The 23313-nt window shown below is 60.1% G+C and carries 23 protein-coding genes; 5 read left to right on the plus strand and 18 right to left on the minus strand.

Annotation, left to right across the window (positions count from 1 at the left end; all coding sequences use genetic code 11):
- Window positions 1-132: 132 nt before the first annotated feature.
- Window positions 133-342, minus strand: a complete 210-nt coding sequence (locus NKI95_RS26320; RefSeq protein ID WP_352720348.1) for a hypothetical protein — start codon at window positions 340-342, stop codon at window positions 133-135.
- Window positions 343-1077: 735 nt separating this feature from the next.
- Here NKI95_RS26320 and nifA (NKI95_RS26325) point away from each other — a divergent pair.
- From nifA (NKI95_RS26325) to NKI95_RS26335, 3 genes are all read left to right on the plus strand, one after another.
- Window positions 1078-2850, plus strand: a complete 1773-nt coding sequence (nifA, locus tag NKI95_RS26325; protein ID WP_502909258.1) for a nif-specific transcriptional activator NifA — start codon at window positions 1078-1080, stop codon at window positions 2848-2850.
- Between the two features lie 235 nt (window positions 2851-3085).
- The gene (hisC, locus tag NKI95_RS26330) at window positions 3086-4225 is read left to right on the plus strand and encodes a histidinol-phosphate transaminase (protein ID WP_352720350.1); all 1140 of its coding nucleotides are present in this window, start codon (window positions 3086-3088) and stop codon (window positions 4223-4225) included.
- A gap of 89 nt (window positions 4226-4314) precedes the next feature.
- Window positions 4315-5355, plus strand: coding sequence for an LLM class flavin-dependent oxidoreductase (locus NKI95_RS26335; RefSeq protein WP_352594659.1), 1041 nt, complete (start codon window positions 4315-4317; stop codon window positions 5353-5355).
- A gap of 243 nt (window positions 5356-5598) precedes the next feature.
- On the opposite strand, the gene NKI95_RS26340 is transcribed toward NKI95_RS26335, so the two are convergent.
- The 16 genes from NKI95_RS26340 to nifS all read right to left on the minus strand — a co-directional run bounded on the left by NKI95_RS26340 (window position 5599) and on the right by nifS (window position 21847).
- On the minus strand, window positions 5599-5802 hold the full coding sequence (locus NKI95_RS26340) for a hypothetical protein (protein ID WP_352457028.1): 204 nt from the start codon (window positions 5800-5802) through the stop codon (window positions 5599-5601).
- A gap of 159 nt (window positions 5803-5961) precedes the next feature.
- Window positions 5962-7857, minus strand: a complete 1896-nt coding sequence (locus NKI95_RS26345) for an ABC transporter ATP-binding protein (protein WP_352720351.1) — start codon at window positions 7855-7857, stop codon at window positions 5962-5964.
- Entirely contained in the window at window positions 7857-9725 is a 1869-nt protein-coding gene (locus tag NKI95_RS26350; RefSeq protein WP_352720353.1) for an ABC transporter ATP-binding protein, read from the minus strand. Before NKI95_RS26350 ends, NKI95_RS26345 begins: the two co-directional genes overlap by 1 nt.
- 54 nt (window positions 9726-9779) lie before the next feature.
- Window positions 9780-10700 (minus strand): SIR2 family NAD-dependent protein deacylase, encoded by a 921-nt coding sequence (locus tag NKI95_RS26355; protein WP_352720355.1) that lies wholly within the window; start codon window positions 10698-10700, stop codon window positions 9780-9782.
- A gap of 36 nt (window positions 10701-10736) precedes the next feature.
- Entirely contained in the window at window positions 10737-10949 is a 213-nt protein-coding gene (nifT, locus tag NKI95_RS26360; protein WP_352457024.1) for a putative nitrogen fixation protein NifT, read from the minus strand.
- The gene (locus NKI95_RS26365; protein WP_352516056.1) at window positions 10946-11266 is read right to left on the minus strand and encodes a nitrogen fixation protein NifZ; all 321 of its coding nucleotides are present in this window, start codon (window positions 11264-11266) and stop codon (window positions 10946-10948) included. Before NKI95_RS26365 ends, nifT begins: the two co-directional genes overlap by 4 nt.
- Window positions 11267-11365: 99 nt before the next feature.
- The gene (locus NKI95_RS26370; RefSeq protein ID WP_352457023.1) at window positions 11366-11560 is read right to left on the minus strand and encodes a 4Fe-4S dicluster domain-containing protein; all 195 of its coding nucleotides are present in this window, start codon (window positions 11558-11560) and stop codon (window positions 11366-11368) included.
- Between the two features lie 31 nt (window positions 11561-11591).
- The gene (gene nifB, locus NKI95_RS26375) at window positions 11592-13070 is read right to left on the minus strand and encodes a nitrogenase cofactor biosynthesis protein NifB (RefSeq protein WP_352720357.1); all 1479 of its coding nucleotides are present in this window, start codon (window positions 13068-13070) and stop codon (window positions 11592-11594) included.
- 238 nt (window positions 13071-13308) lie between these two features.
- Window positions 13309-15072, minus strand: a complete 1764-nt coding sequence (nifA, locus tag NKI95_RS26380; protein WP_352720359.1) for a nif-specific transcriptional activator NifA — start codon at window positions 15070-15072, stop codon at window positions 13309-13311.
- Between the two features lie 182 nt (window positions 15073-15254).
- Entirely contained in the window at window positions 15255-15554 is a 300-nt protein-coding gene (locus NKI95_RS26385; protein WP_352720361.1) for a ferredoxin family protein, read from the minus strand.
- Window positions 15555-15565: 11 nt separating this feature from the next.
- Window positions 15566-16873, minus strand: coding sequence for an FAD-binding protein (locus tag NKI95_RS26390; protein ID WP_352720431.1), 1308 nt, complete (start codon window positions 16871-16873; stop codon window positions 15566-15568).
- A 9-nt stretch (window positions 16874-16882) separates the two neighbouring features.
- Window positions 16883-17992, minus strand: a complete 1110-nt coding sequence (locus tag NKI95_RS26395) for an electron transfer flavoprotein subunit alpha/FixB family protein (protein ID WP_352720363.1) — start codon at window positions 17990-17992, stop codon at window positions 16883-16885.
- An 18-nt stretch (window positions 17993-18010) separates the two neighbouring features.
- Window positions 18011-18862: an electron transfer flavoprotein subunit beta/FixA family protein gene (locus NKI95_RS26400; RefSeq protein ID WP_352506801.1), complete on the minus strand. Its 852-nt coding sequence runs from the start codon at window positions 18860-18862 to the stop codon at window positions 18011-18013.
- 188 nt (window positions 18863-19050) lie between these two features.
- Window positions 19051-19431, minus strand: a complete 381-nt coding sequence (gene nifW / locus NKI95_RS26405) for a nitrogenase stabilizing/protective protein NifW (protein WP_352506802.1) — start codon at window positions 19429-19431, stop codon at window positions 19051-19053.
- Window positions 19428-20633, minus strand: a complete 1206-nt coding sequence (gene nifV / locus NKI95_RS26410) for a homocitrate synthase (protein ID WP_352720365.1) — start codon at window positions 20631-20633, stop codon at window positions 19428-19430. The genes nifW and nifV overlap by 4 nt, the downstream gene beginning before the upstream one ends.
- Window positions 20630-21847 carry a cysteine desulfurase NifS gene (gene nifS / locus NKI95_RS26415; protein ID WP_352720366.1) on the minus strand — a complete coding sequence of 406 codons (1218 nt, stop codon included), beginning with the start codon at window positions 21845-21847 and terminating at the stop codon, window positions 20630-20632. Before nifS ends, nifV begins: the two co-directional genes overlap by 4 nt.
- 13 nt (window positions 21848-21860) lie before the next feature.
- Here nifS and NKI95_RS26420 point away from each other — a divergent pair, with 13 nt between their 5' ends.
- Window positions 21861-22205: a hypothetical protein gene (locus NKI95_RS26420; protein ID WP_352720368.1), complete on the plus strand. Its 345-nt coding sequence runs from the start codon at window positions 21861-21863 to the stop codon at window positions 22203-22205.
- Window positions 22206-22274: 69 nt separating this feature from the next.
- Here NKI95_RS26420 and NKI95_RS26425 read toward each other — a convergent pair whose 3' ends face one another.
- Window positions 22275-22595 (minus strand): HesB/IscA family protein, encoded by a 321-nt coding sequence (locus tag NKI95_RS26425; RefSeq protein WP_023678237.1) that lies wholly within the window; start codon window positions 22593-22595, stop codon window positions 22275-22277.
- A gap of 581 nt (window positions 22596-23176) precedes the next feature.
- Here NKI95_RS26425 and hemP point away from each other — a divergent pair.
- On the plus strand, window positions 23177-23281 hold the full coding sequence (hemP, locus tag NKI95_RS26430; RefSeq protein WP_352480503.1) for a hemin uptake protein HemP: 105 nt from the start codon (window positions 23177-23179) through the stop codon (window positions 23279-23281).
- Window positions 23282-23313: the final 32 nt, after the last annotated feature.

Consider the following 23313-nt stretch of genomic DNA (forward strand, 5'->3'; position numbering starts at 1 on the left):
AAGCACCTGCGCGTAAAGCTTGGCATAGAAGGGTTTGCGGGGCGCGGGACTCGCGCCGCGGACTTGTGCAGCTGACACTGTTTCTCTCTCCCTGACCGGATCGAGGTGGCGTGACTTCTCCCGGGCTTCTCCCTATCGCGGCGCTCCGGTCGAACGCTGCACCAAGGCCGCCGCAATACCCATGCCAAATGGATCCGCATGACCTGAACTGACGTTGGGCTCGCCAATGATGGGATGAATGCGGTGGCACAAGACGGGAATGACAAGGCCGCCGTCCAGCACGCGCTTGATGTTCTCCGGCGGATTGCCGGTCGATCTCTCTGGCTTGCGGTTTTGCTGCACATCGTGGTGGGCTCCTCGGTTTGCCGACATTGGGAAGGGCCGCATCGCTGGCACCAGAGCGGAGAATTGCCGTGTTCTTTGCCGCGCTGCCGCAGCAGCGACAGCTTGAAAGCGACGTCGAGACGTAGGGATTGACGCCGCTGGTGCTGACCGCGACGATGCGGTTCAGAAGTTCCGAGCACCGCCGAGAAAGCCGCGCTCGACCGCCACCTTCGCGCCTTCACACGCGACGCCGCCGCCTTATCTGTGTCATCAATATCGAGGAAATGGCGGTTGCCGCGACCGACCAGTGTCGTCGGCAGTGATTATCGCTCCCGCCCCTGGTTCGCAGGCGCTGGTGACTGGCACGGCCCGGCAACTCGGCGCGGTCAGCCGCTCGGGCACCGCATCGCCGGCGCCGTATTTCTGTCGTTCAACATCGCCGACAAAAATTAGAACTGATGAATTCTATCATAGGCCGCGAGGTTTCCTTTCACGAATGAAAGAAAGCTCGATTGACTATGCCGCCTCGCTCCAGTCTTTTGAAAATCAACGTGTGGTTGCCCCCGTGCAAGCCGAGAACGTGGCCAAGCTTCGTGGAGGGAGAGCCAAGCGATGCGTCAGGGGTCGACCCGCTTTGCACTCGACCACACGGCGGTGGCACGAGTTCACGTCAGAGCATTTTCGCGCTTGCCCGCGACGTCGCGGGCGCACATGCCGCCGGCATGCATTTCATGGCGCGAGATCGAGGATCATATGCACCACAACATTCCCAAATCAGAACAAAATGCCAGCGAGTGCCGCATTTCGCTTCCGGATGCGAAAAGGGCTTACCCAAAGTCCGAGATGAACACCGCGGTCCCTTTTGTGCCATCGCACGAGCACGCGCTTACCGGCATCTTCGAAATATCGAAAGTACTCACCGACCCCGCCCGGCTCGAAGTCACGTTGGCCAAGGTCGTCGATCTCCTGCCCTCGTTTGTGCAGATGCGGCACGGCATCATCGCTCTCTTCGACGCTGAGGGCGTACTGGACATCACCGTAGTCACCGGCTGCGACGAGAACAGCGATGAGCGCTCCCGGATGCGCCTGCCGCGCAAGGCAATCGATCTGATTGTGACGACGGACACGCCGCTCGTCGCCGAGAACATAGCGGTGCATTCGGCCTTCACTGCCGCTGACATAGAGGTGCTTGGGGCCTCCGACACCGTGTCCTTCATCGGCGTTCCCATTCGTGTTGATGGGAACGCCGTAGGCACGCTGACTATCGACCGCGCCTTGGACAGCAGGTCAACGTATCGGCTCGATTATGATGTCCGGCTGCTCACCATGATAGCCAACATGGTGGGACAGACAGTCAAGTTGCACCGCTTCTCCGCGGGCGACCGCGAACGACCGACGGAGGTGGAAGATGGGCTGCAAACGCAATTCTCTGATGTCAAGCACCCTGCACCGCAGCGCAAGAAGGTTCACGTCAAGGGAATGATTGGCGATAGTCCGGCGCTAAGCGCGCTGCTCGAGAAGATCGCAGTTGTAGCTAAGGCAAAGACCACGGTTCTGTTGCGAGGCGAATCCGGTACCGGGAAGGAGCTGGTCGCCAAGGCAATTCACGAGTTGTCGCCGCGCGCCAAGCGGCCCTTCATCAAACTCAATTGTGCAGCGCTGCCAGAGACAGTCCTGGAATCCGAATTGTTCGGTCATGAGAAGGGTGCCTTCACAAGCGCGTTCAATTCCCGCAAGGGTCGCTTTGAGCTCGCCGACAAGGGGACGTTGTTTCTGGATGAGATCGGCGAGATCTCGGCCTCCTTCCAGGCAAAGCTACTGCGCGTGCTGCAGGAGCAGGAGTTTGAGCGCGTCGGCAGCAACCAGACCATCAAGGTCGACGTTCGCGTGATTGCCGCCACGAACAGGAACCTTGAAGAGGCGGTTGCAAGGAATGAGTTCCGCGCCGACCTATATTATCGCATCAACGTGGTCCCCTTGCTGGTGCCGGCGTTACGCCAAAGGCGCAGCGATATTCCGCTCCTCGCAGCTGAGTTTCTCAAGAATTTCAACGATGAGAACGGCCGTACGCTGACCTTCGATCCGCGTGCGATTGAAGTACTGATGAAATGTGAATTTCCCGGCAACATTCGCGAGCTTGAAAATTGCGTGCACCGGACAGCGATCCTGGCGGAGGGACTATCAATCGGGAGAAACGACTTTGCGTGCTCCCACGACCAATGCTTTGCCGAGGCGCTGCGGAAGAGCAGATCGGGCAAGGCCGCGCTGCAACCAGCGCCAATCCTGCCAGAGGCAGTGAATCCGGCCACGCCTCCGGATGCGGCCGCTCGTTCGGCCGCCACCACAGTCCCGCCTGCCGGAGCAACCCACTCATTGGGCGCGAGGACCACCGACGCCGAGCGCGTCATTGCTGCCATGGAAAGATGTGGCTGGGTACAGGCAAAGGCGGCGCGCCTGCTTGGACTGACCCCGCGCCAGATTGGCTACGTGCTGAGGAAATACGGCATCGAGGTCAAGCGTCTGTGAAAGCATGACTCAGGCGGATTAGCTGAGACCGCTTAGCGGCTTGGCCCGCGCAGGGATGCAGATCCGCGTCCGCGTCAATTCGATCCGACCGAGGACAGCCTGGCCGAATTCCCGTGGCAGCCGGCGTTGCGACCATCTTGTGAAAGGCGACGCTGCCATCGTCAATCCGTCCGCCATGTTGCTCTCGTTGCGAGCTCATACGGATGAACCTGTGCGACAGAAACGGAGATAAAATATGTCCGATGCAAAACTACAAGCTGTGCTTTCGTCTCTTCCGCAAGGGACGCGACAGTTAGATGCTCTGCCGTCCAACGGACCAGCGCCGGACGAAAGTTTTGTCAAGCTGAATACGAATGAGAACCCGTTTCCGTTGCCGCCAATCATAATGCAAAGTGCAGTGGCGGCCCTCAATCGCCAGTATCTGTATCCGGACGACGATAACATCAGCTTGAGGGAAGCAGCGTCCAATACCTATGGCGTATCCACGGATCAGGTCATCGCAGGCAACGGGTCGTCTGAACTGCTCGGACTCATCTACAGAGCTTTCCTCGCCCCTGGCGACAAGGTGGCGATGATATCGCCAGGGTTTTCGTTCAACCGCAAACTTGCCATGTTGCATGGTGCTGAGTTTCTCGAGATCGGATGTCAAACTCATTCGCTGCCAATGGAGCAATTGCTTTCCGGTCCGGCAAAAGACGCCAAGTTCATTCTGGTGGCCAATCCAAACAATCCGACCGGAACATTCCTCTCGATAAGCAATATCGAACGCCTCGTGGCACAATCGGATCGCCTGGTCGTCCTTGATGAGGCCTATGTCGACTTTGCACCCGATCACGGGCTGCGCCTCATCAACCGTTATTCGAACCTTCTGATCTTGAGAACATTTTCGAAGAGCTATGCCGCCGCCGGCATTCGCGTCGGTTTCGGTTTCGGTCACCCTGAGATTATTGGCAGGCTGCGCAACATCCAGAACGTCTTCAACATGAACGTGATCGGGCATGCGGTTGGTATCAGCGTGCTTGCGCATCGCGGCGCCTACGCAGAGAACCACAAGCACATCAGACATGAACGACAGCGAGTGACAGCCGCACTGTCGCAACTTGGATTTTCCGTAACGCCCTCCCACGCAAATTTCTTGCTAGCCCGTGTGCCAGCGGGACAGGACGGCTCATGGTGGCAAGCAGCCTTGGAAAGGCAAAAGATACTCGTTGCCTACTTTCCGGACAATGGTTTGGAACATTGCATCCGCGTCAGCATCGGCACAAAAGAGCAATTGGATGCATTTCTTGCTGCCGCTCGCGATATAGTTGGAAGCTTAAACATACCAAGCACCACGGGCAGGGGAGCGTCAGGCTCTGCTCGTTCGGTACGCTGACGCTAATCCGATATCACACATTGCTATCTTTAGACTTGCTTGGTCACCCAAGCACGACAACATTTTTCTTTAAAATCGGGGACAATCGAGTGACAAACGTCTTTCCTTCAAACCTAGCCTTCGGCATCTTCGATCATCTGGACGAGGACGGCCTCGATATCGCCCGGCAGTACGAAGATCGCCTGATATTAGCAGAGGCGTGCGATCAGCTAGGGTTCTATGCCTATCATCTCGCAGAGCACCACTGTACCCCCCACGGGAGAGGTCCATCGCCGAATCTGTTCTTATCGAGCGTCGCCCAGCGCACCCGGCGCCTGCGTCTCGGACCCTTGGTGATGCTGCTTGCGCTTTATCATCCGCTGCGTGCGTTCGAAGAGATCTGTATGCTGGACCAGTTGAGCGGTGGCAGGCTCGAACTGGGCATAGGGCGCGGTGCTCTCCCGATCGAATTGGGTTACTTCGGGATTGGTGCGGACGCGGTGCCGGGCCGCTATGCGGAAGCCAGCGAAATTCTTGTTGAAATACTTGTTAATGCCATGAAGGTTGGCACGCTGTGCTATCAAGGCCGCCATTTTGAGCTCAATGACGTTCCTTTGACGCTAAGACCTCATCAGCGTCCACATCCGCCGACATGGGTCGCCGCCAATCGACCCGAGTCCGCAGCCTGGGCCGCTGCGAATGGAGCAAATATCGCGTGTGTAGGACCTTCCTCTTCTGTTCGCAAAACTACTGATGCGTTCCGCGCCTATCGAGAGGACAACGCTGGCGCGGGCGATCAAGCGCCATTTATTGGATTGCTCCGCATGGTCGTGGTTGGGCGTTCTGAAACAGACGCGTATTCGATCGCGGCACCTGCTTACGATCGATGGCTCAAGAGCTTCCAATTCCTTTACGACCTTAATGCCATCCCGACTCCACCAAACCTGCCGCTGACCTTCGATGCGGCAATAGAGCGTGAATTGTGCGTGGTAGGATCAGCAGCGTCTGTGCGAGAAGCTCTGCTCAGTCAGTTGGAAGAGGCAGGTGCTAACTACCTTCTTTGTCAACTGGCATTTGGAAATCTGCCGCTAGATGCTTCCCTGTACACCGCGACGACCATTCAATCCGAAATCATGGCTCGACTTGGCTGACCATGAAATTCGCGGTCTGATCCGAAGGTTAAATCGTAGTAACAGCGCTCCCTCACATCCACGTGCTCGAGCGTGCACGTGGTGGGGGCGGGCAATCGGGAGGGAGGCCAAACTGACGACGAGCCGGCGGCACAGATTACCAGGTTTGTGCGTTGGCTGGCGTCTGGGCCATCGTGTGAACCTGCACGATCCTAAGGAGCCGAGCGCGTCACGATGCGGGCGCGTCTGCTCGTCGCGCTCGCGCTAGTCGTTGCCCATAGCCCGCCGCAAGAGGTTCTTCTCGACCGGGGCGGCGCCGGTGGCGGCTCCCGCATCCAGCTTCATCAGCGGCTCGGCGGTAGCAAAGCCGTCACTCGCTACGGCGCTGTTGAGGGCGCGCTCGCGAGCGGCTTTGCTACGCCGAGCGACACCACCTGGAGCGAGTTCGCCCGATGTCGCGGCGTGCACCGCGGTCGGATAACGACGCTGGAGGAAATCGTTCGCAGCCGGTCTTCACGATCCGCGCGAGTGCTTTGCATGAATGCTGCCTGCTTCCTCGTCTGCGGCGGCCTGAGTGTCCGCCGGCACGCCCGAAGTCAATGTCAGTACCACAAGGCCGCCAAGACGTCAGGTCTGGGAGCCGGCTTGTACGGTCGTATCGTGTTCTGGAATATCGTCAAAGGAGGCGTAGTTGAGATTGTAGAGTTTGGAATACAGGCCCCCCATGGCTATTAGCTGATCGTGGTTGCCAGTCGCAATAACTTGGCCATTCTGAAGCACGATGATGCGGTCGGCACCCCGGATCGTGGCAAGACGGTGGGCGATGACGAGGCCAGTGCGCCCTTCAAGCAGCTTTATCAGAGCCTTCTGAATCTGCATTTCCGTGTAGCTGTCGATGTTGGCGGTAGCTTCGTCGAGCACGAGGATCTTGGCGTCGGCGACGAGGGCGCGGGCGAAACTGATAAGCTGGCGCTGGCCGAGAGATAAGTTGTCGCCGCGTTCGCCAAGTTGGGTCTCATACCCGTCGGCGAGGCTCATTATGAAGTCGTGGGCGCCGACCGCCTTGGCGGCCTCGATCACCTTGTCGCGCGTGGCTTCCGTCTTGTGGTATCGAATGTTCTCGAAGACCGTCCCGGTGAACAGGAACGGCTCCTGCAGCACCATGGCGACCTGGCGGCCGAGCGATTCCTGGGTGAGATCGCGCACATCATGTCCGCCGACCAGCACTTGGCCCTGCTGAACATCATAGAAGCGGTGGACCAGGGCCATCGCGCTCGATTTGCCAGAACCGCTCGGCCCGACCAGTGCGACCGTCTCGCCGGGATTGACCCGGAAGGAGACATTTTTCAGCACCGAACGGTTCGGATTGTAGCCGAAGGTGACGTCCCTGAACTCGACCGAGCCGTCCATTTCGGGCGAAAGCACCTCGGCATTGGGTTTGTCCTGAACATCGATCTTGACGTCGAGCACATCGGTCAGGCGCTTGCCTGAGGCCATGGCGCGCTGCATGACCGAATATTGCAGGGTGAGTGAGCGGATCGGGTCAAAGAAGCGCTGGATGTAAAATAGGTAGGCAACCAATACGCCCACATCTATGCGGCCATTCATGACCATCGAGCCGCCGACCACAATAACGGCGGCCATGGCGAGGCCGGTGAGGCCATCGACGATAGGCACCATGACCAGTGCATATTTGGCAGCGATCAGGTGGGTCCTGAGGTTGGCATGGGCCTTGTCGTCAAAAAGGATGAAATTCACCTGCTGGCGGTCCATTGACTGGACGGTGCGCACGCCGTGAATGGCTTCGGCCAGCGCGCCGTTGACGACGGAATTAGTCTCGTGTGCGGCCATGAAGGCGTCGCGGGCACGCGGCAGCCAGACAATGCGGACGATCACCAGGACCGGCAGAACCGAGAGCGTCAAGAGGCCGAGGCGGAAGTCGAGCCACAGCATTACGAAAACGATGCCGAAGAGAAGCGCAACATCGCCTACGGAATATACCGAGGTTTCGAGGAATTCCTGTATGGAGTTGACGTCGCCTTGCAGGCGCGACATGAGGCGTCCGACCTCGGTCTTGTCCATGAAGGAGAGCGAAACCTTCTGCAGATGGCCAAACATGGCGCGGCGGATGTCGAACAGGACAGTTTCGGCCACTTTCCCAACCACGGTTTCCTGCATGTAGCCGGCAGCGAAATTGACCAAAATCGCCAAAACGAACGCGCCGACGGCCGCGAGCTGGGCTGAGCGATCGGTCCTTGCCGGGTTCATGCCCTGGTCGAGCGCGTAGCGGATGATCAACGGGATGAGAAGCTGCGTCCCGGTGAAGATCAGCATTGCTGCAATCGTGATGACTACCCTGGCCCGATAGGGACGGACGAAAGCCCAGATGCGCCGGAGGATGCTCTTGTCGAAAGCCCGGCCGAACATCTCCTCCTCGATGCGGTGCGAGCCGACAACCGCGCGCGGAGGGCGTCTGCCGTCGTCACGTTCGGCTTCGACTTCGCCGGCGCGGCCCTGCGCCATCAGCGGGCGCCCCCATACTGGGTCATATTGTCATCACCCGGGCGCGTCTGGAGATCGTAAAGGGCCCTGTAGCGTCCCCGCTTCGCCAAAAGCTCTTGATGCGTGCCGCGTTCTACGATTTCGCCGTTATCGACAAAAAGGATCTGATCGGCATGCACAAGCGCACTCAGCCGGTGCGCGATGATGATCGTCACCCGATCCTTGGCGAAGCGCCGCATCGCCGCGCGGATGCGCTGCTCGGTGCCGGCATCGATCGCGGCCGTTGAGTCGTCGAAAACGACGACGGAGGGGCGCAGCATCATGGTGCGAGCAATCGTGAGACGCTGGCGCTGGCCGCCAGAGAGAGAGACGCCGCGTTCGCCCACGACCGTCTCGTAGCCTGCTGGGAGCCCGAGGATGTAGTTGTGGAGCTGGGCGAATTCGCCAGCGCGTTCGATTCGCTGTCTCTTCGCCCAGGGATCGCCATAAGCGATGTTGTTCTCGATCGTAGTGGTGAATAGGAATGCATCCTGCTGTACGACGGCGACCGCCTTGCGAAGCGTCGCGAGGGTGACATTGCGTACGTCCTGGCCGTCCAGCGTGATGGCGCCACCGGTCACGTCGTAAAAGCGGGGGACCAGATGAGCCATCGTCGATTTGCCCGAACCCGGCGGACCGACGATCGCGATCGTCTCGCCTCTACGGGCCTCAAAGCTGAGGTTCTTCAAAATGGCGCGGTTTTCGGCGCTGGGGTACGCAAACGAGACATTGTGGAAGCGCAGAGTGCCGTCGCTTATCTCGAGCGGTCTGGCCTCGAGAGCATCCCTGATTGTGATCTCCTGGTCGAGGAGACCGAAAAGCCGCGAACCGCAGCTAGAAGCGCGGGCAAAGGCATTGACCATGAGGCCGATCTGGCGGACTGGCATTTGCAGGATTGTCATGAAGGTCAGGAAGGTCGCCACCGTTCCGACGCTGATCTCGCCAGCGACGAGCTTGCTGCCACCGATCCAGAGCACCAATCCCATTGCGAAAAAGAAGGACAAGGTCATCGCCGACGTGCTGGGCACGTAGATGTCAACGCGGTCGTGGGCGAGGTCGAGCGCGTTCTTGGAAGCGCCGTCGAACTTCAGCATCTCGTAGGCTTGAGCCGCAAAAGCGCGGACCACGCGGATGCCTGCGAGATTTTCCTCCATCACGCGGCTTAGTACCGAAAGCCGCTCATGCAGGTCGAGCCAGGTGGCGCGCAGCCTAAGCTGTGTGGCCGATGAGCGCCAGGCGACAAAAGGCACGAAGCTCAGCGCGACCAGGCCGAGCATGGGATCGGTCGAGATCATCATGTAGGCGCCGATCCCGATCAGCATGGTGAGCAGGAGCACGCGAACGAGCGCGGTGGAAAAATACATCCGCACGCCTTGGAGATCGAGCATTCCGATGGTGATCAGATCGCCTGAATGGACCCGGTCGTGAAAGGAAAAGCTGAGACGCTGGATCTTGTCGTAGTAGGCGAGCCGCAGTTCGTACGCGACATGATGCCCGACGGCTTCGGCAAAATAGTTCTGCGCCATCGTGAAAAGGCCGCGTAGCGCGCTGACGGCGAGCAGCAGGAGAGCAGGGGTCCAGAGCGCTTGTCCTGCCGCAGTCCCCGCGACACCGCCCCCGATGGCTGTCTGGGTCAGGTCGACGGCCCGGCCGAGAAGCTGGGGAATGAGCAACTGGAGGATTGCCGCCAGGACCGTCGAGCCCATAGCGAAGGCGACCTGCCAGGGGTGCCGCAAATTCATACGCGTGATGCGCAACAGCGTACTCAAATCCCGGCCCCAGCGCGCCGCTTCCACATGGGTCAACGAATTCAGAGCTTTCGTTGCGCTGCCGATAGCATCACTGCTCACGGGTGTATTCCCGACTGCATTTTGCGCCTTCGAGGCAAGCCGAAGGACCAATCATCAAAGGGGCCCGCCATTGTTAATCCTGTCCACCGCAGCAGGGCGCGTTCCTATAAGCCGAGCCGCGGCTTCACTTACTGGCATGTCGATCACCGTGATTCCGCTTGCCCCAAGGAAACGCGCTTCGTTTCTGGTCAGCGTTTCCGCGTCCATTACCGCGCAATATGGACCTCGGGAGCGCTTCATGATCTGCCTGGCGTAGGTGCGCAGCATCTGATCGTTGAAGCGGCAGCCAACGAAGAAAAATCCACGGGTGATGCGCCGTTCCTTCACCACGTCTGGGATCGGTGTCTGGATATCGATTTCGGTCAGGACTTCGACATAGTCGGAATCTGCGACGAGAAAGTTTTGCGCCGGCCTAATACTCCCGTGAGGTGTATAGAGAACCGTCTTTGCCCCCGATCGGGGGTCGAGTTCCCTCCCGGACAAATCGTAGGTTTTCGTCCAAATGTCCCGGATTTCGTTCGCCCGCGTTACGCCCTGGATCTCGACGACGTCCGTTCGGCCGGTCTCTACGAGAGCCGTGCGCATCGCGCCGTCGTACCAGCTGTCGACGATGAGGGAGAGCGGCAGCCTTGCGAGCCAGGCGTGGAGGAGGGTAGGCGCCACCGGCGCTGCGAATATGTCGGTCATCCAAGCTTGAAGCGTCCGGCGATGCCGGCGCTGTTCGATGAACTGCGCAACCGACCACATATTGGTGCGGATCCTGGAAGGGGCTGGCGCCCGTGCATTGAGTGCCGCGGCAACGACCTCGGGCGTATGCGGCACAGGCGGTTCCGCACAGTTGAACCCAAGAAGACCCGGACCGAGATAGGGGATCACCTCATCGGCGGCGAGCGCTTCCTTCGCCAGGTCAAGCAGCTTTTCGGCAAAACTGTCCCGTACGATGACCAGGTGGCCCGATGTCAGGATCGTGTTCATGCTCGTTCCTCGCGACGAACCTATCAAGGGGCAGCATCAGTCCTCTTCGGAAACCTTCTTTGCCTCGACGGTGATCGGCAGACGCGTATCCCGTGGAAGATCGGGTAGGAGGAGCCGCCACCCGTTCCTGAGCGTCACAGTTCCGCCCCACAACTCTTCCTTCTCAAGCTTGATGATCGGCTCTTCGAGGTCCTTTTTGGGGACATACGCCGACAAGCCAGCATCGGTCCTGCGGATCATGACTTTCATCTGGCCGTCCCTTCATTGGTATTGCTATCAGCACTGCAGGGCGCCTCGGCTTTGTCGAGGCTCATCAGTTCACGCGCTCGCATGCCGACGACGGTGCCACGGTCGATCCATTCGACCGCATAGATGAAGAATTGCTGGAGAAAGGTGCCAATGTCGCGCACATATCCCTCGTCGCCCTTCCGCACGAGATTTTCGCCGATCTCCCTGCCAGGATAGGTGCCGTCATTCTTTATGTGGCGAGTGGCACGTACCCGCTCTCCCGGCATGAATCGTGGAGGCCTGCGGATTTCGACCTCCTCTTCGCGTCCGAGCGACATGTCCGTTCCCTGATTTCTCTTGAGGCTGCAGATCGTGAACAAAGGCGTTCCAGCCGTCCTGCAAAGGCATCCCCGACCATGTCGGCAGCCCAATGTCCGTCACGCAGGAACGCAGGTCTTCGGCACCGGGCATACCGAGGCACATTGCTGCGCATCGAAGACCCCCTCGCACTCGGTGCACTTGTGCGGCTCGATCACGTAGCTCTCGCCTTTGAACTTGATCGCGCCGGAGGGACATTCGAATTCGCAGGCGCCGCATTGGGTGCATTGGGATGCGATGATCTTGAAAGCCATTTTAACTCCTGGTCCGAATGAATGAGACAGCTCAGGCCGTCGCCGCGAGTGCGGGGGTCCCACACGCGGCGGCGTAAATCGCGCTGATTGCGGTCTCGATATAGTCATGGGCATATGCGTCGGTGGCTTGGATTCCAGCGTCCGCGAGCTGATCCTGCGGGCAGTTTCCGATCTTGGCGCACAGCACGATATCTATGCCTTCAAGCGCTGCGATGACGCCATCGAGGACGGCTTCTCCGCCCCAGCCGCCGAGGCAATACTGCTCCACCTTCCGATGCCCGACAAAACTGATCCCTCTCGGCGAGGCTTGATAAACCTGGAATTCCTTCGCATGGCCGAAATGTTCATTGACGCGGCCGCCGCCCTTGGTCGCCACCGCGAAGAGAAGGGACTTGCCGGGGCTCGCTGCCTTGACCAATCCGATCGCTTCTCTCCTAGCCGCCACGTGATCACGGCGCTCCTCCGCGACCAGCTCCCGATAGGCCTTGCGATTGCTGGCATCGTAGGTGACCTCGCCGGGAATCCGGTCGAGTGTGAATTCCTGGCCACGATCCTCACCGAGCAGGCCGACGGCATCTGCCCGGCACTGCCGGCAGTGGCGCATCAACTGGGCGCCGCCTTCGACACGATCCTGAAGAGCCTTCATCTCCATTGCGTTTGGGCCGCGTTGCCCGCTCAGTCCGTAGTGCGTGCCGTGCGCCGGGTCCGAAATCAGCGGCATGAGGTTGTGCAGGAACGCGCCTCGCTCCTTGACCCATCTATTCACCTTGATCAGATGCTCATCGTTCACGCCGGGGATCATCACCGAATTGATTTTGGTGAGGATGCCGCGCGCGGTCAGCATCTCCAGACCCAACATCTGCCGCTCGTGCAGGATCCGGGCGGCTTCGATGCCGACGTAGCGGCGATGGTCGTAAAAGATCCAAGGATAGATCTTTGCACCGACCTCAGGGTCGACCATGTTGATGGTGATCGTCACGTGATCGACATTCATGTCGGCAAGCTCATCGACATGGTCCGGCAGCGCGAGCCCATTCGTGGAGATGCAAAACTTGATGTCTGGGATTTCCCTGGCGACTCGTTCGAACGTTGCCTTCGTCTTCTTCCAGTCGTAACAGGCATCGCCAGGTCCGGCGATGCCGAGCACGGAAAGCTGCGGCACCTCGTTGGCGACCGCGATCACCTTGCGTAGCGCCTGGTCGGGCGTCAGCTTTTCGGAGACCACCCCAGGCCGGCTTTCGTTGGCGCAGTTATATTTGCGATTGCAGTAGTTGCACTGGATATTGCAGCCGGGCGCGACCGCGACGTGCATGCGCGCGAAATAGTGATGCGCCTCTTCTGAAAAGCAGGGGTGATCCTTGATCTTGTCCCAGACAGCCGGATCCGTGTCGTCCGGCTTTATCGACGAGCCGCAGGACGAAGACGCGCAGCCACCGGCTTTCACGGTGGCAAGCAACTGGTCATCGAATGTCGTGCTGAGGCTCTCAAGCGAAATTGCCGGTGCGGACATCGAACGGCTCCGTTGCTGGGTGAATGTCGCAGTTCAAACCGCAAGACCTATGCCAGCTCAAAGAGCGGTTTTGGTTCACGAATTGGCTTTCGTGTCGGATTCCGTCGGATTGCTCCGACACACCTTTGTCGGGCTTCCGACAGTGGACAAGCAAATCGGGTCGCGAAGGCTACCAGCCTTGGGCGCGAAGGGTGTGAGGGAGACTACTCCGGGCTTACGTTTGACGTCATCACGACGTCTAGAATTTCTTCACCTCGATGCCATATCGGCGCAGCGCGTAGCCGATTTGCCGCGGCGTGAGGCCGAGGATACGAGCCGCCCTGGCCTGAACCCAACCGGCCTTGTCCATCGCGTCGATCAGCCGGTCGCGTTCCGTCAGACGCGGGGGACAAGCGGGATCGTTTGGATCGCCGGCCGCAAGGGGAGATACGTTGCCTGCGGAGGCACCGATGCGACTGGCCGGCAGCCGCAATCCGACGGGCACTGCGTTGACCCGTGCGAGATCGTCGATGGTATTGCCGCCATTCGAGCGGTCGGCTCGCTTCCAGAGGAGCCAGGAAAGGCACTGGCTCTTCTTACAGGCGAAATCGGATGGCGTGATCGTCCTTGAACGCGCAAGTGTGGCCGTCCTTTGGACGCAGTTCTCCAGCTCGCGGACGTTACCAGGGAAGTAGCATTGCGAGATCAGGTCAAGCGCCGACGGCGCGAAGGCGAGTGCGCGATCGTTCTCCTTGTTGAATCGATTGAGGAAGGCGTTCGCAAGGCGTGGAATATCGCCGGGTCGCTCTCTGAGCGGAGGCAGGATAATTGGCACCACATTGATGCGGTAATAAAGGTCGGCCCTGAACTCCCCTTTTATGACGGCCGTCTCGAGGTCCTTGTTGGTGGCGCATATGAGGCGCACGTCGACCTGTAGCGTTTTGGTGCCGCCGACTCGCTCCAACTCGCCTTCCTGCAAGACACGCAACAGCTTGGCTTGAAAGGCCGGCGAAATCTCGCCGATTTCATCAAGTAGCAGCGTTCCCTCATTTGCCAATTCAAAACGACCGGCGCGCTGGGAGATAGCACCCGTGAAAGCGCCCTTTTCATGCCCAAACAGTTCTGACTCCAGAACGCTTTCAGACAGTGCGGCGCAGTTCAATTTGACGAAAGACTTCTTCCTCCGACGTGAGAGCTTATGGATGGCTTGCGCAAAGAATTCCTTGCCGGTGCCGCTTTCACCCCGCAGTAGCACGGTGGAATTGGTCCCTGCTACGACCGAGACGGTTTCGAGCACCTGCTTGAGTGCGGGGCTTTCCCCGATGATCCCTTCGATTTTGACATCCGCATGCCGGGCAGGGTCGTAGGTCCTCCCCTCGTTGGGCGATTTCTCCGGTCTCCATTGCTCATGGACAGACCGCTGACGATCTGTACTCAGGATGCGATGGAGACGGATCGTCCGGCCGACAAGGTTGGCGACCATCGTCAGGAAGCATGTGTCCTCGTCGTCGCGAAAGTCGGTGGCGCCGTCTCCGGCGCGGTCGATCGACAATGTCCCAAGGATTTTATGATCAGCCTTTAGCGGGATACCGACAAAGGCAATTGGGATGGTGCCGCTGCTCGAAGATGTTTGAAGGTCAGCTTGAAATAGTTGGGACTTGCGGACGTCCGGTATGAAGAGCGGCGTCCCCGTAGCGACGATTTGATCTGTTATGGCCTGTGGTATGACGCGGCGAGTGCCTGATTGAGGTGCGTGGGTATTGCCGGCAGTTGCGGCAATCTCCGGCTCTCCTTCAGCGTCCAGGACGACGATTGCTCCGTGACGCATTTGCAGAAACGAAGGCAGGATGTTCACGACATTGGCGAGCGTAATCTCCAGCTCGCTGGGGGCGGTCAGCACCTTCGATATCTCGTAGAGTCCCCTGAGCGCGATATCTGCTTGGGGCATGCTTTTGATGGGCGGTTCAGGGCGGGTATCCCGAGGTGCTACCTCGTCGACCCGATCTTGCGGTACGTGAGCCATGGAAACACCTCAGGGGTTGTCGTCCAGAGTGCTCCTCCTTTTGTGTCTGAGTCTGAATTCTGAAAGCACAGTATTCACGAGCTTCTCTTCGTTGCGAGGCTATTCAAGCAAAGATGAGACTTGGCGTTGGTCGCGACCGCAGGTGTACCAAGACTAACCCTCTTGATACGTGCGTGCGTCGGTCATCCGAATTTGAAGAGGACTCCGAAACCGCCGCGTGGATAGTTCCACTCGATCTCGCCACTGGTCTCGCACAAAATCCGGCAGGTGCCGCACTCCATGCAGCCGTCGGCAGTGATCTCCACTTGACCTTTGTCGTTCAACTCATAACATTTCGCGGGGCAGACGTAGGTCAGCGCGAGCAAGTTCGCGCTTGGCCTCTCGTGCGGTAGCACTTTGATATGCGGACGGCCGGAATCCACCAAGTAGCGGTTCTGGTAAAGCTTGTCCTCGACACGTGACTTCGTCACTGCGATCGTCATTTCGTCTCCCCTCAGCGCCACGCCAATGCAAGGCGGACCGCGTCGCTGACCAGCCCCCAGCGCGAGCGCGCCTTGATGAAGGCCGCCGTGGTCGCCTTTTCCTTCTCGATCTTCGGCGTGCCGTCGACACGCATGAAGTTCTGCGCGGCTTGCGACATCAACCGCGGATAAGCCGTGAAGTAATTGCAGGAATTGGTGTGGAGCAAGGCCGGCATGTCTTTGTATTTCCTTAGGTCCTTGACCACGAAGGACTTGTCCAGCATGGCTTTGTAAAGGGCGAGATTCCGTTTGGTCATAGGACCGTTGCGGCTCTTGACCTCGATGATTGCCTCAGCCGCGATGCGGCCGGAGGTCATGGCGAGGTTCGAACCCTCGCGGTGAATGGCGTTGTTCAGTTGCGCGGCATCGCCGACCACGACCCAACCGTCGCCAAAGAGCTGCGGAATAGCCTTGTAGCCGCCTTCGGGAATGAGATGCGCGGAATATTCTTTCACTTCCGAGCCGGCGATCAGCGGCCGGATCGAAGGATGGGTTTTTAAGGCGTCGAGGAGGACGTAAGGGCTCTCGACAATCGCGGCGAAATCGGAGACGAGGCAGCCAATGCCCAGTGAGATCGACTCCTTGTTGGTGTAGAGGAAGCCGAGCCCGGCCATGCTGCGGGAGGTCGTGCCCACCGCCTCGATCACGCAGCCTTCATCGCCTTTGAGGCCGAACCGCTGCTCAATGACCTCTTCGGGCAGGAAATGCATTTCCTTGACGGCGAGCGCCACGGTTTGCGGCTTCGGCATCTCGCGCAGGCCGGCCCGCGTGCCAAGCAGTCCGCAGACACCTTCTGCGAGAACGACCACGTCCGCGTAGATGGCTCCGCCGGCCCGGTCTGTGCGGACGCCGATCACCCTGTCCTTGGCGTCACGGATGAGTTCCGTCACGGTCGTCTCGCACAGAACCGTCGCGCCGGCCTCGCGCACCTTACGCGAAAACCATTTATCGAACTGGGCACGGATAATCGTGTAGCGGTTGGGCTTCGCCTCATTGAAGTCGTCCGACCGATAGTGAATCCCGGTGTGGGATGTGTCGTCCATCACCCAAAGCCGCTGTTCAACCAAATGCCGCTCGAGAGGCGCATCGTCCCGGAAATCCGGGATGATCTTCTCCAGCATGTTCGCGTACATGATGGCACCCTGGACATTCTTGGAGCCCGGATATTCACCCCGCTCCAACTGCAGCACCTTCAGGCCGTGGCTGGCCATGGTGTAAGCAGCTGCGTTTCCGGACATGCCGGCCCCAATAACAATCGCGTCGAATTGTTCCTCAATCATGTCCATCCCTTAGCTCGCAAGCTTATCGCGACTGTGGGGCGACAGCCGCCGGGTGAAGGCTTCCGTCAGTGCGGGCAGGAAGCGGATCGCGTCGGTGACGATCCCGAGGTGGGCGAAATCGAAAATCGGCGCGTTCGGGTCGGTGTTGATGGCCACGATGAGATCCGCCCCCTCGACGCCAACCCGGTGCTGGATGGCGCCGGAAATCCCAGCCGCTATGTAAAGCTTCGGCCGGATGGTCTTGCCAGTTTGGCCGATCTGCCGATCAGCCGGCATCCAGCTCTTCTGGACCAACGGGCGCGAACAGCCATGCTCGGCACCAATTGCCCGCGCGAGATTCTTCACCAGCTGCAGGTTCTCCGCCGCGCCTAGACCCAGGCCTCCCGCAACCACGACGTCGGCATAGGCAAGATTTGCCTTTGCCGACTGACTATCCGGCAGGAAGCCCAGGACTTTGGTAACGATCTCGTCCTCGGCTACCGAGAGCTTGTGCCGGATGACACGCCCGACCGGTTTATCCGCCCGCGGTGGCATGGGCATGACCCTCGGTCGCACTGTCGCCATCTGGGGGCGGAAATTGAGCGTATAGATCGTGCACAGCAAGGAACCGCCGAAAGTCGGACGGGTGGCGGCGAGCGAACCGTCGGTATCCACATCAAGTTCGGTGCAGTCGGCCGTGAGCCCTGTCTGCAAGGTCGTCGCCACGGAGCCGGCAAGATCCCTGCCGAGTGTGGTGGCGCCGAGAAGAAGGATCTCGGGTTTGTGGGTATTGACCAGATCCGTCATCGCCTTGGTGAATGGCTCGTTCCGATAGTCGGCGAGCAACGGCGCCTCGACGATGTAGACAAGGTCGGCGCCATAAGCGAACGCTTCGGCAACGGCGTTCCCGATGGCCTCTCCCGGCGGTCCAAGCACGACGCCTGCAAGCTGGACCTGAAGCTTGTCTGCTAACTTGCGGCCTTCGCCGAGCAGTTCGAATGATACGGGATGGACCTGACCGCGTTCGAGCTCGATGAAAACCCAAATGTGCCGGTAGTCCTTGAAATGCGCGGGCAGCTCCTTCTTTATGCCGGCACGGCCGGCGGCAGGGCGAGGGGTTTCTCGGTTCGCGGTCGACATCGTCTGCTCCTTGCCCTCTCACGCGCCGCCGTTGAAGGCGAGCTCATGTTCCAATGCCGGCTGGCGGGTGAAGATTGCCGTGATGAGTTCGTCAGCGACATCGCGCAAGGCCATCTCGGCGGTGTCGATTTTTGTCGCCTTTTCCGCTCGCGCAGGAGGCGCGAAAACGCGCTTGACCACCGTCGGTGAACCGCGCAGGCCGCATTTGGTGAGATCCTCAATGCCGGCGTCGGCCGCACTCCATTTCAAGACCTGGCTGCGCGCGGCGCACAGGGCGTCCTGGATCGAGCCCCGGCGGATTTCGTTTGTGCCTTCCAGCATGGTGATGAGGCAAGGGAGCCTGCTCTTCAGCATCTGTGTGCCGCCTTCGGAGCGGCGCTCGACCCTGATCTCGCGTGCAGCAAGGTCAATAGAGGCGATCTTCGCGACATAGGTCAGTTGCAGGAGTCCGAGGCGCTTGGCGATGCCGGGCCCGACCTGGGCGGTGTCGCCATCGATCGTCTGCTTGCCGGTGAAGACGAGGTCTGGCGTGCCGAACGTCTCGCCAACCTTCGCGATTGCCTGGGAAAGGGCGAACGAGGTCGCCAGCGTGTCGGAGCCGGCAAAATAGCGGTCGGTCAAGAGCACCGCTCGGTCGGCACCGTAACCGAGCGCCTTGCGCAGCGCGTCCTCTGCCATGGGCGGACCCATAGTGAGCACGGTGACTTCGCCACCATAGGCGTCGCGCAGTCTGAGGGCTTCTTCGAGGGCGAACAGGTCGTAAGGGTTGATGATGGTCGGAACACCCTGGCGCATGATCGTGTTCGTCACCGGATGGACCCTTATCTGTGCCGAGTCCGGCACCTGCTTGATGCAGATTACGATGTGCATTGGCGGTTTCTCTAGGCTCCTGTCCGGATGCGGGCTTGGCGGTTATCTCTTTGGTGCGCATCATTCGTGCCAACTGTTTTGCGCTGCCCCCTATTCCTAGAACTTAGCTTGGTTGCTTCTGAGGGCGCCGTGGTGATGACCGGATTTGTCGGCTTCTCGACATTGTCGCGTCGCAACCCGTGTCGCGGTCATTCCTGTCCGAACCGCTTCAGTACGGAGTCGAACGGGACAAAGGTGCGGCCCGGCGTGGCAGGTTTGTTCGGATCGTGGTCTTTGAGCACCTTGAAGACCCGATGGGTGAGCGGCGAGGAAACCGCGAAGTCCTCGTAAGCGCGTTCGAGCGTCGCGCGCACCCGCGCGGCAATCACCTGGTCGGGCAGACCGGAGAAATCTTCTTCGGCAAGGTATTGGCCCACGCGCTTCATGATATGGAGCCGCGAGACATTCAGCACCTTCGGATCATAGGAGACGCCAAGGACTGCGAAGAACTCCTCCGCAGCCGACAGGCGCTTCAGTCGTGCGAGGATGTCGGTGACATTGATGGGGCGGCTGTCAGCGGAACAATTCATTGCATTCTCCCTGGTCGGAAAACTGTGGTGTCGGTGCGCTCGCGCACGGCTGACCTGGACCCGCACAGCTCCGCGAGGGATGCCTCGCTGCACATTCCATCGTAGAGCTCGACCAGTTGAGTTGCAGTGACGGTCGATTTGGTCTCGGCCGCCTCGCGCCGGACGCGGGCCACCATCGCGGCTGCCAGATCCGGGTCGAGATCGCGACCGCTTTCGCTCAGCACATGGGCAATCGCAGTGGCGCCGGAATGCTTGCCGATGACGATACGCCGGCAGCGGCCCACGAGAGCCGGATCGAGCCCTTGATAAGTACGCGAGTCCTTCAGCAGCCCTGCGACGTGAATGCCGGATTCGTGGGTGAAAACATCGGCGCCGACGACCGGCTTAATGGCCGCGGTCTGCCGGCGGGCGGCCCAAGCCACCTGGGCGGCGAGGTCGGGCAATGCGGTCAGCTCGATGCCGGTATCCGCGCCGTCGAGGACCGCCATCGCGGCGGCCACCTCTTCCAGCGCGGCATTGCCCGCACGCTCGCCGAGCCCCAGGACGGTGACGGAGGCATGGCGCGCGCCTGCGCGGATCGCGGCCAGCGTGTTGGCGGCAGCAAGTCCGAGATCGTTGTGCGCATGAACTTCAAGGTCGATTGGAGACTGCGCCACGAGCTGGGCGACAAGTTCGAAGGTCGAAAACGGGTCGAGAACGCCGACTGTGTCGGCTAGCCTGACGCGGCTTGCGCCGGCGCGTGCAGCCGTCTCGATGACGCGGGCGAGATGATCCCGATTGGCCCGCGAGGCATCCTCGCAGCCCACCGCGACGAAGAAGCCGGCGGCGGCTGCGCGCCTGACCATATGCTCGATGACTTGGAGCGCTCCCGCCTTATCGAGGCCGAGCTTGGCGGCAAGTTGTATGTCCGACGCAGGCAGCGATAGATTGACGGCGTGGACGCCGCTCTCGATCGCTGCATCGAGATCCAACGACGTCATCCGGCACCAGGCCATGAGCCGAACCGGGAGACGCCGCGCGACCGCGGCGCGAATTGTTTCGATCTCGTCGGCGCCCATGACCGGCGTGCCGATCTCGATCTCTGTGACGCCGGCCGCCGCAAGAGACTCGGCGATCTCCAGCTTTTCCGTCGTGGTAAAGGCGACGCCGGGCGCCTGCTCGCCATCGCGCAAGGTCGCGTTGAGAAAGACATGACGGGTCATGAACGGTAGCCTGTTCTGCTGCCGCTCAGGCACAGACCGGATTGAACGTCTTCGGAGCTTCGCTTACCCGGCCCAGAACTGGGAAAGCCACGCAGCTTCTCCACGATTGCCGGCATGACCTCGAGCACCCGGTCGACGTCCGCTTCGCCGTTGTCCCGCGCCAAGGAGAAGCGGACTGCCGCGTGTGGCGTTTTCATCGCGCTCAGGACATGGCTCGGTTCCAGAGAGCCGGAGGTGCAGGCGGAGCCGGAGGAACACGCGATGCCCACGCGGCTGAGGAGGAGTGGAATTCCATCACTTTCGACATGTTCGAAGGAGATGTTTGCGGTGTTGGGCAACCGTTCCAGGGGATCACCAGTGACACAGGTGCTTGGGATGCGCTGGAGAATCCCGTCCTCTAAACGGTCGCGGAGCGACTTTACCCGTGTGGTCTCGTCGTCCATGAATTTCAAGGCGAGTTCGGCCGCCATGCCGAGCCCGACTATGCCGGGCGTATTCTCGGTGCCAGCACGCCGGTTGTGTTCTTGGTGGCCCCCCTTGATCAGCGAGTGGAAATTGACGCCACGTTTTACGAAAAGCGCGCCGATCCCTTTCGGCCCGTGCAGCTTGTGGCCGGAGAGCGACAGCATGTCGATTGCGGTCGACTTCAGGTTCATCGGAAGCTTGCCGACCGCCTGCACAGCATCGGTATGGAAAAGGGCGCCCACTTCCTTGGCCAACTCGGCAAGCCTGGCCACGGGGAAGATCACACCAGTCTCATTGTTCGCCCACATTATCGAGACGATTGCCACCTGTGGGGTGAGGGCGGCCATATAGGCGTCGAGGTCGAGCCGGCCACGGCAATCCACCGGGATCCTGTGCACCTTGAGGCGGCGGGTCTTCTCAAGATGCGCGCAGAGCGTCAGCACGGCGGGATGCTCGACCGCCGACGTCACGATCTCGGTTCGGTTGGGCGCCGCCTCGAGCGCCGAAAGAAGCGCTGCATTGTCGCTTTCTGTCCCACCCGAGGTGAAGGTGATCTCATCGTCGAACTCCGCGCCGATCAGAGCTTGCAACTGCCTCCGCGCCTTTCTCACCGCCGCACTGACTGAGGCGCCAAGAGCGTGCGCCGACGAAGGGTTGCCGAATTGATCCCTAAAGAACGGCAACATCGCTTGCACGACCTCAGGATCGACCCGTGTGGTTGCGTTGTTGTCGAGGTAGACAGGTTTCATGTGCGATCCTCAGTTGACCGGAATGACGCGAGCGCGCGACCGCCTCATTGAGCCTCTGGCGTATGCCGTTAATGATGATGGGCCCGAACTGGCAGCCGGCGGCGTCGACATGGACAAGTCCGCAATCGCCGCCGTCAGCCCGCAGGCAAGGACGCCCGAACACGACAACGTTATCGATAAGCCGAATTTGGCGCAGCAGCGCGATTTGGCCGCCAGCAGCTTGGGTGCCACCAGGAACCGAACTGTTTCGGGAGGCGACGTTCTTTGCATCCTACCTGAAGCGATTGCCGGTCCCAAGATCGGCTTCGACCTTGCCTTGTTCTTGAGGACAGGGACATCTGTTGTGCCGGCCATATAAGCCTCCTCTGCCGCAAATGAGTCCGTCGGCGGCAATCGCTTCATGGACCCGCACAGGCGCTTCGGGCGATCAACTGAAGGACTTGCCGCAGCCGCACTTCTCGCGCGCGTTGGGGTTATCGAAGACAAAGCCGGAAGATTCGAGCCCGGTGAGGAAGTCGACGGTCATGCCGGCGACATGCGGTTGGGAGCCCGCGTCCACGAACAGCTTGATCCCATCTGTCTCGGTGATCGCGTCGCCCTCGCGCGACACGCTCTCCAGGCCCATTAAGTATTTGAAGCCGGCGCAGCCGCCGGCCTGGACCATGATGCGAAAGCCTTCCGCCGGCTCGCTGGCGCGGGAAAGAGCAGTCTTGATGGCGGCAACAGCGTTGTCGGTGAGCGTAATCATGGCTCCATTCTCCTCAGTCCGGGACCTGCTTGCGCATCAGGTTGCATCCACCGTGCCAAAGCGAAAAAATGTTTCAACACAGCGCGGCATCTCTGACCCTGCGGTGGTTCTTGTGAGTCCATTGCTGCGAAGGTGTCGGCCAACCGACACGTACTGTCGGGTTTGTCGGGTCCGCCACGCGGGACCTGAGTTGTTGGCTGAACTCACATTAAACCAATGACCATTACAGAAGACTCCTTCTGAGCTTGCTTCGGCGCAATTGGCACAGTTTTTGAAGCTCCACTGGCGAGGCGGCAAGAGACTGCCGATCCACAATCGTGTCGTGGGTGCCCTCGCGATCGATGCGGCGAAGCAAGGGAGCAACATGTCAGGACTGGGTCAGACACGCTTTGTTTGGCGAAGCAGCGCCGCCCGTGGCATCCGAATGACCGATTGGCCGATTGCGACAACACCCACAATCGCTCACCACCGCCCGGTGGCCACCGACCGGCTCGATGAGATTCCATCGGCATGTGCCTGCACGTGTCACTCGGGTCTCGCCGCTCCGATAGCACCCCCGGTTTTCGCGCGGGTGCGACGACGTGCGCACGCTGTCCAGCGACACTTTGTTCACGGGCCAGCAGCAGATCAGGGTCGAGCATTTCGGCGCGCCTTATCGGCTGAAGATTCCCGGGCAGTGCAGCTGATCCTTACACGTAGGTGGAAGCAGGGGTAAGAC

Source organism: Mesorhizobium sp. M0306, from assembly GCF_040321655.1.
In the GTDB taxonomy this organism is placed as follows: domain Bacteria; phylum Pseudomonadota; class Alphaproteobacteria; order Rhizobiales; family Rhizobiaceae; genus Mesorhizobium.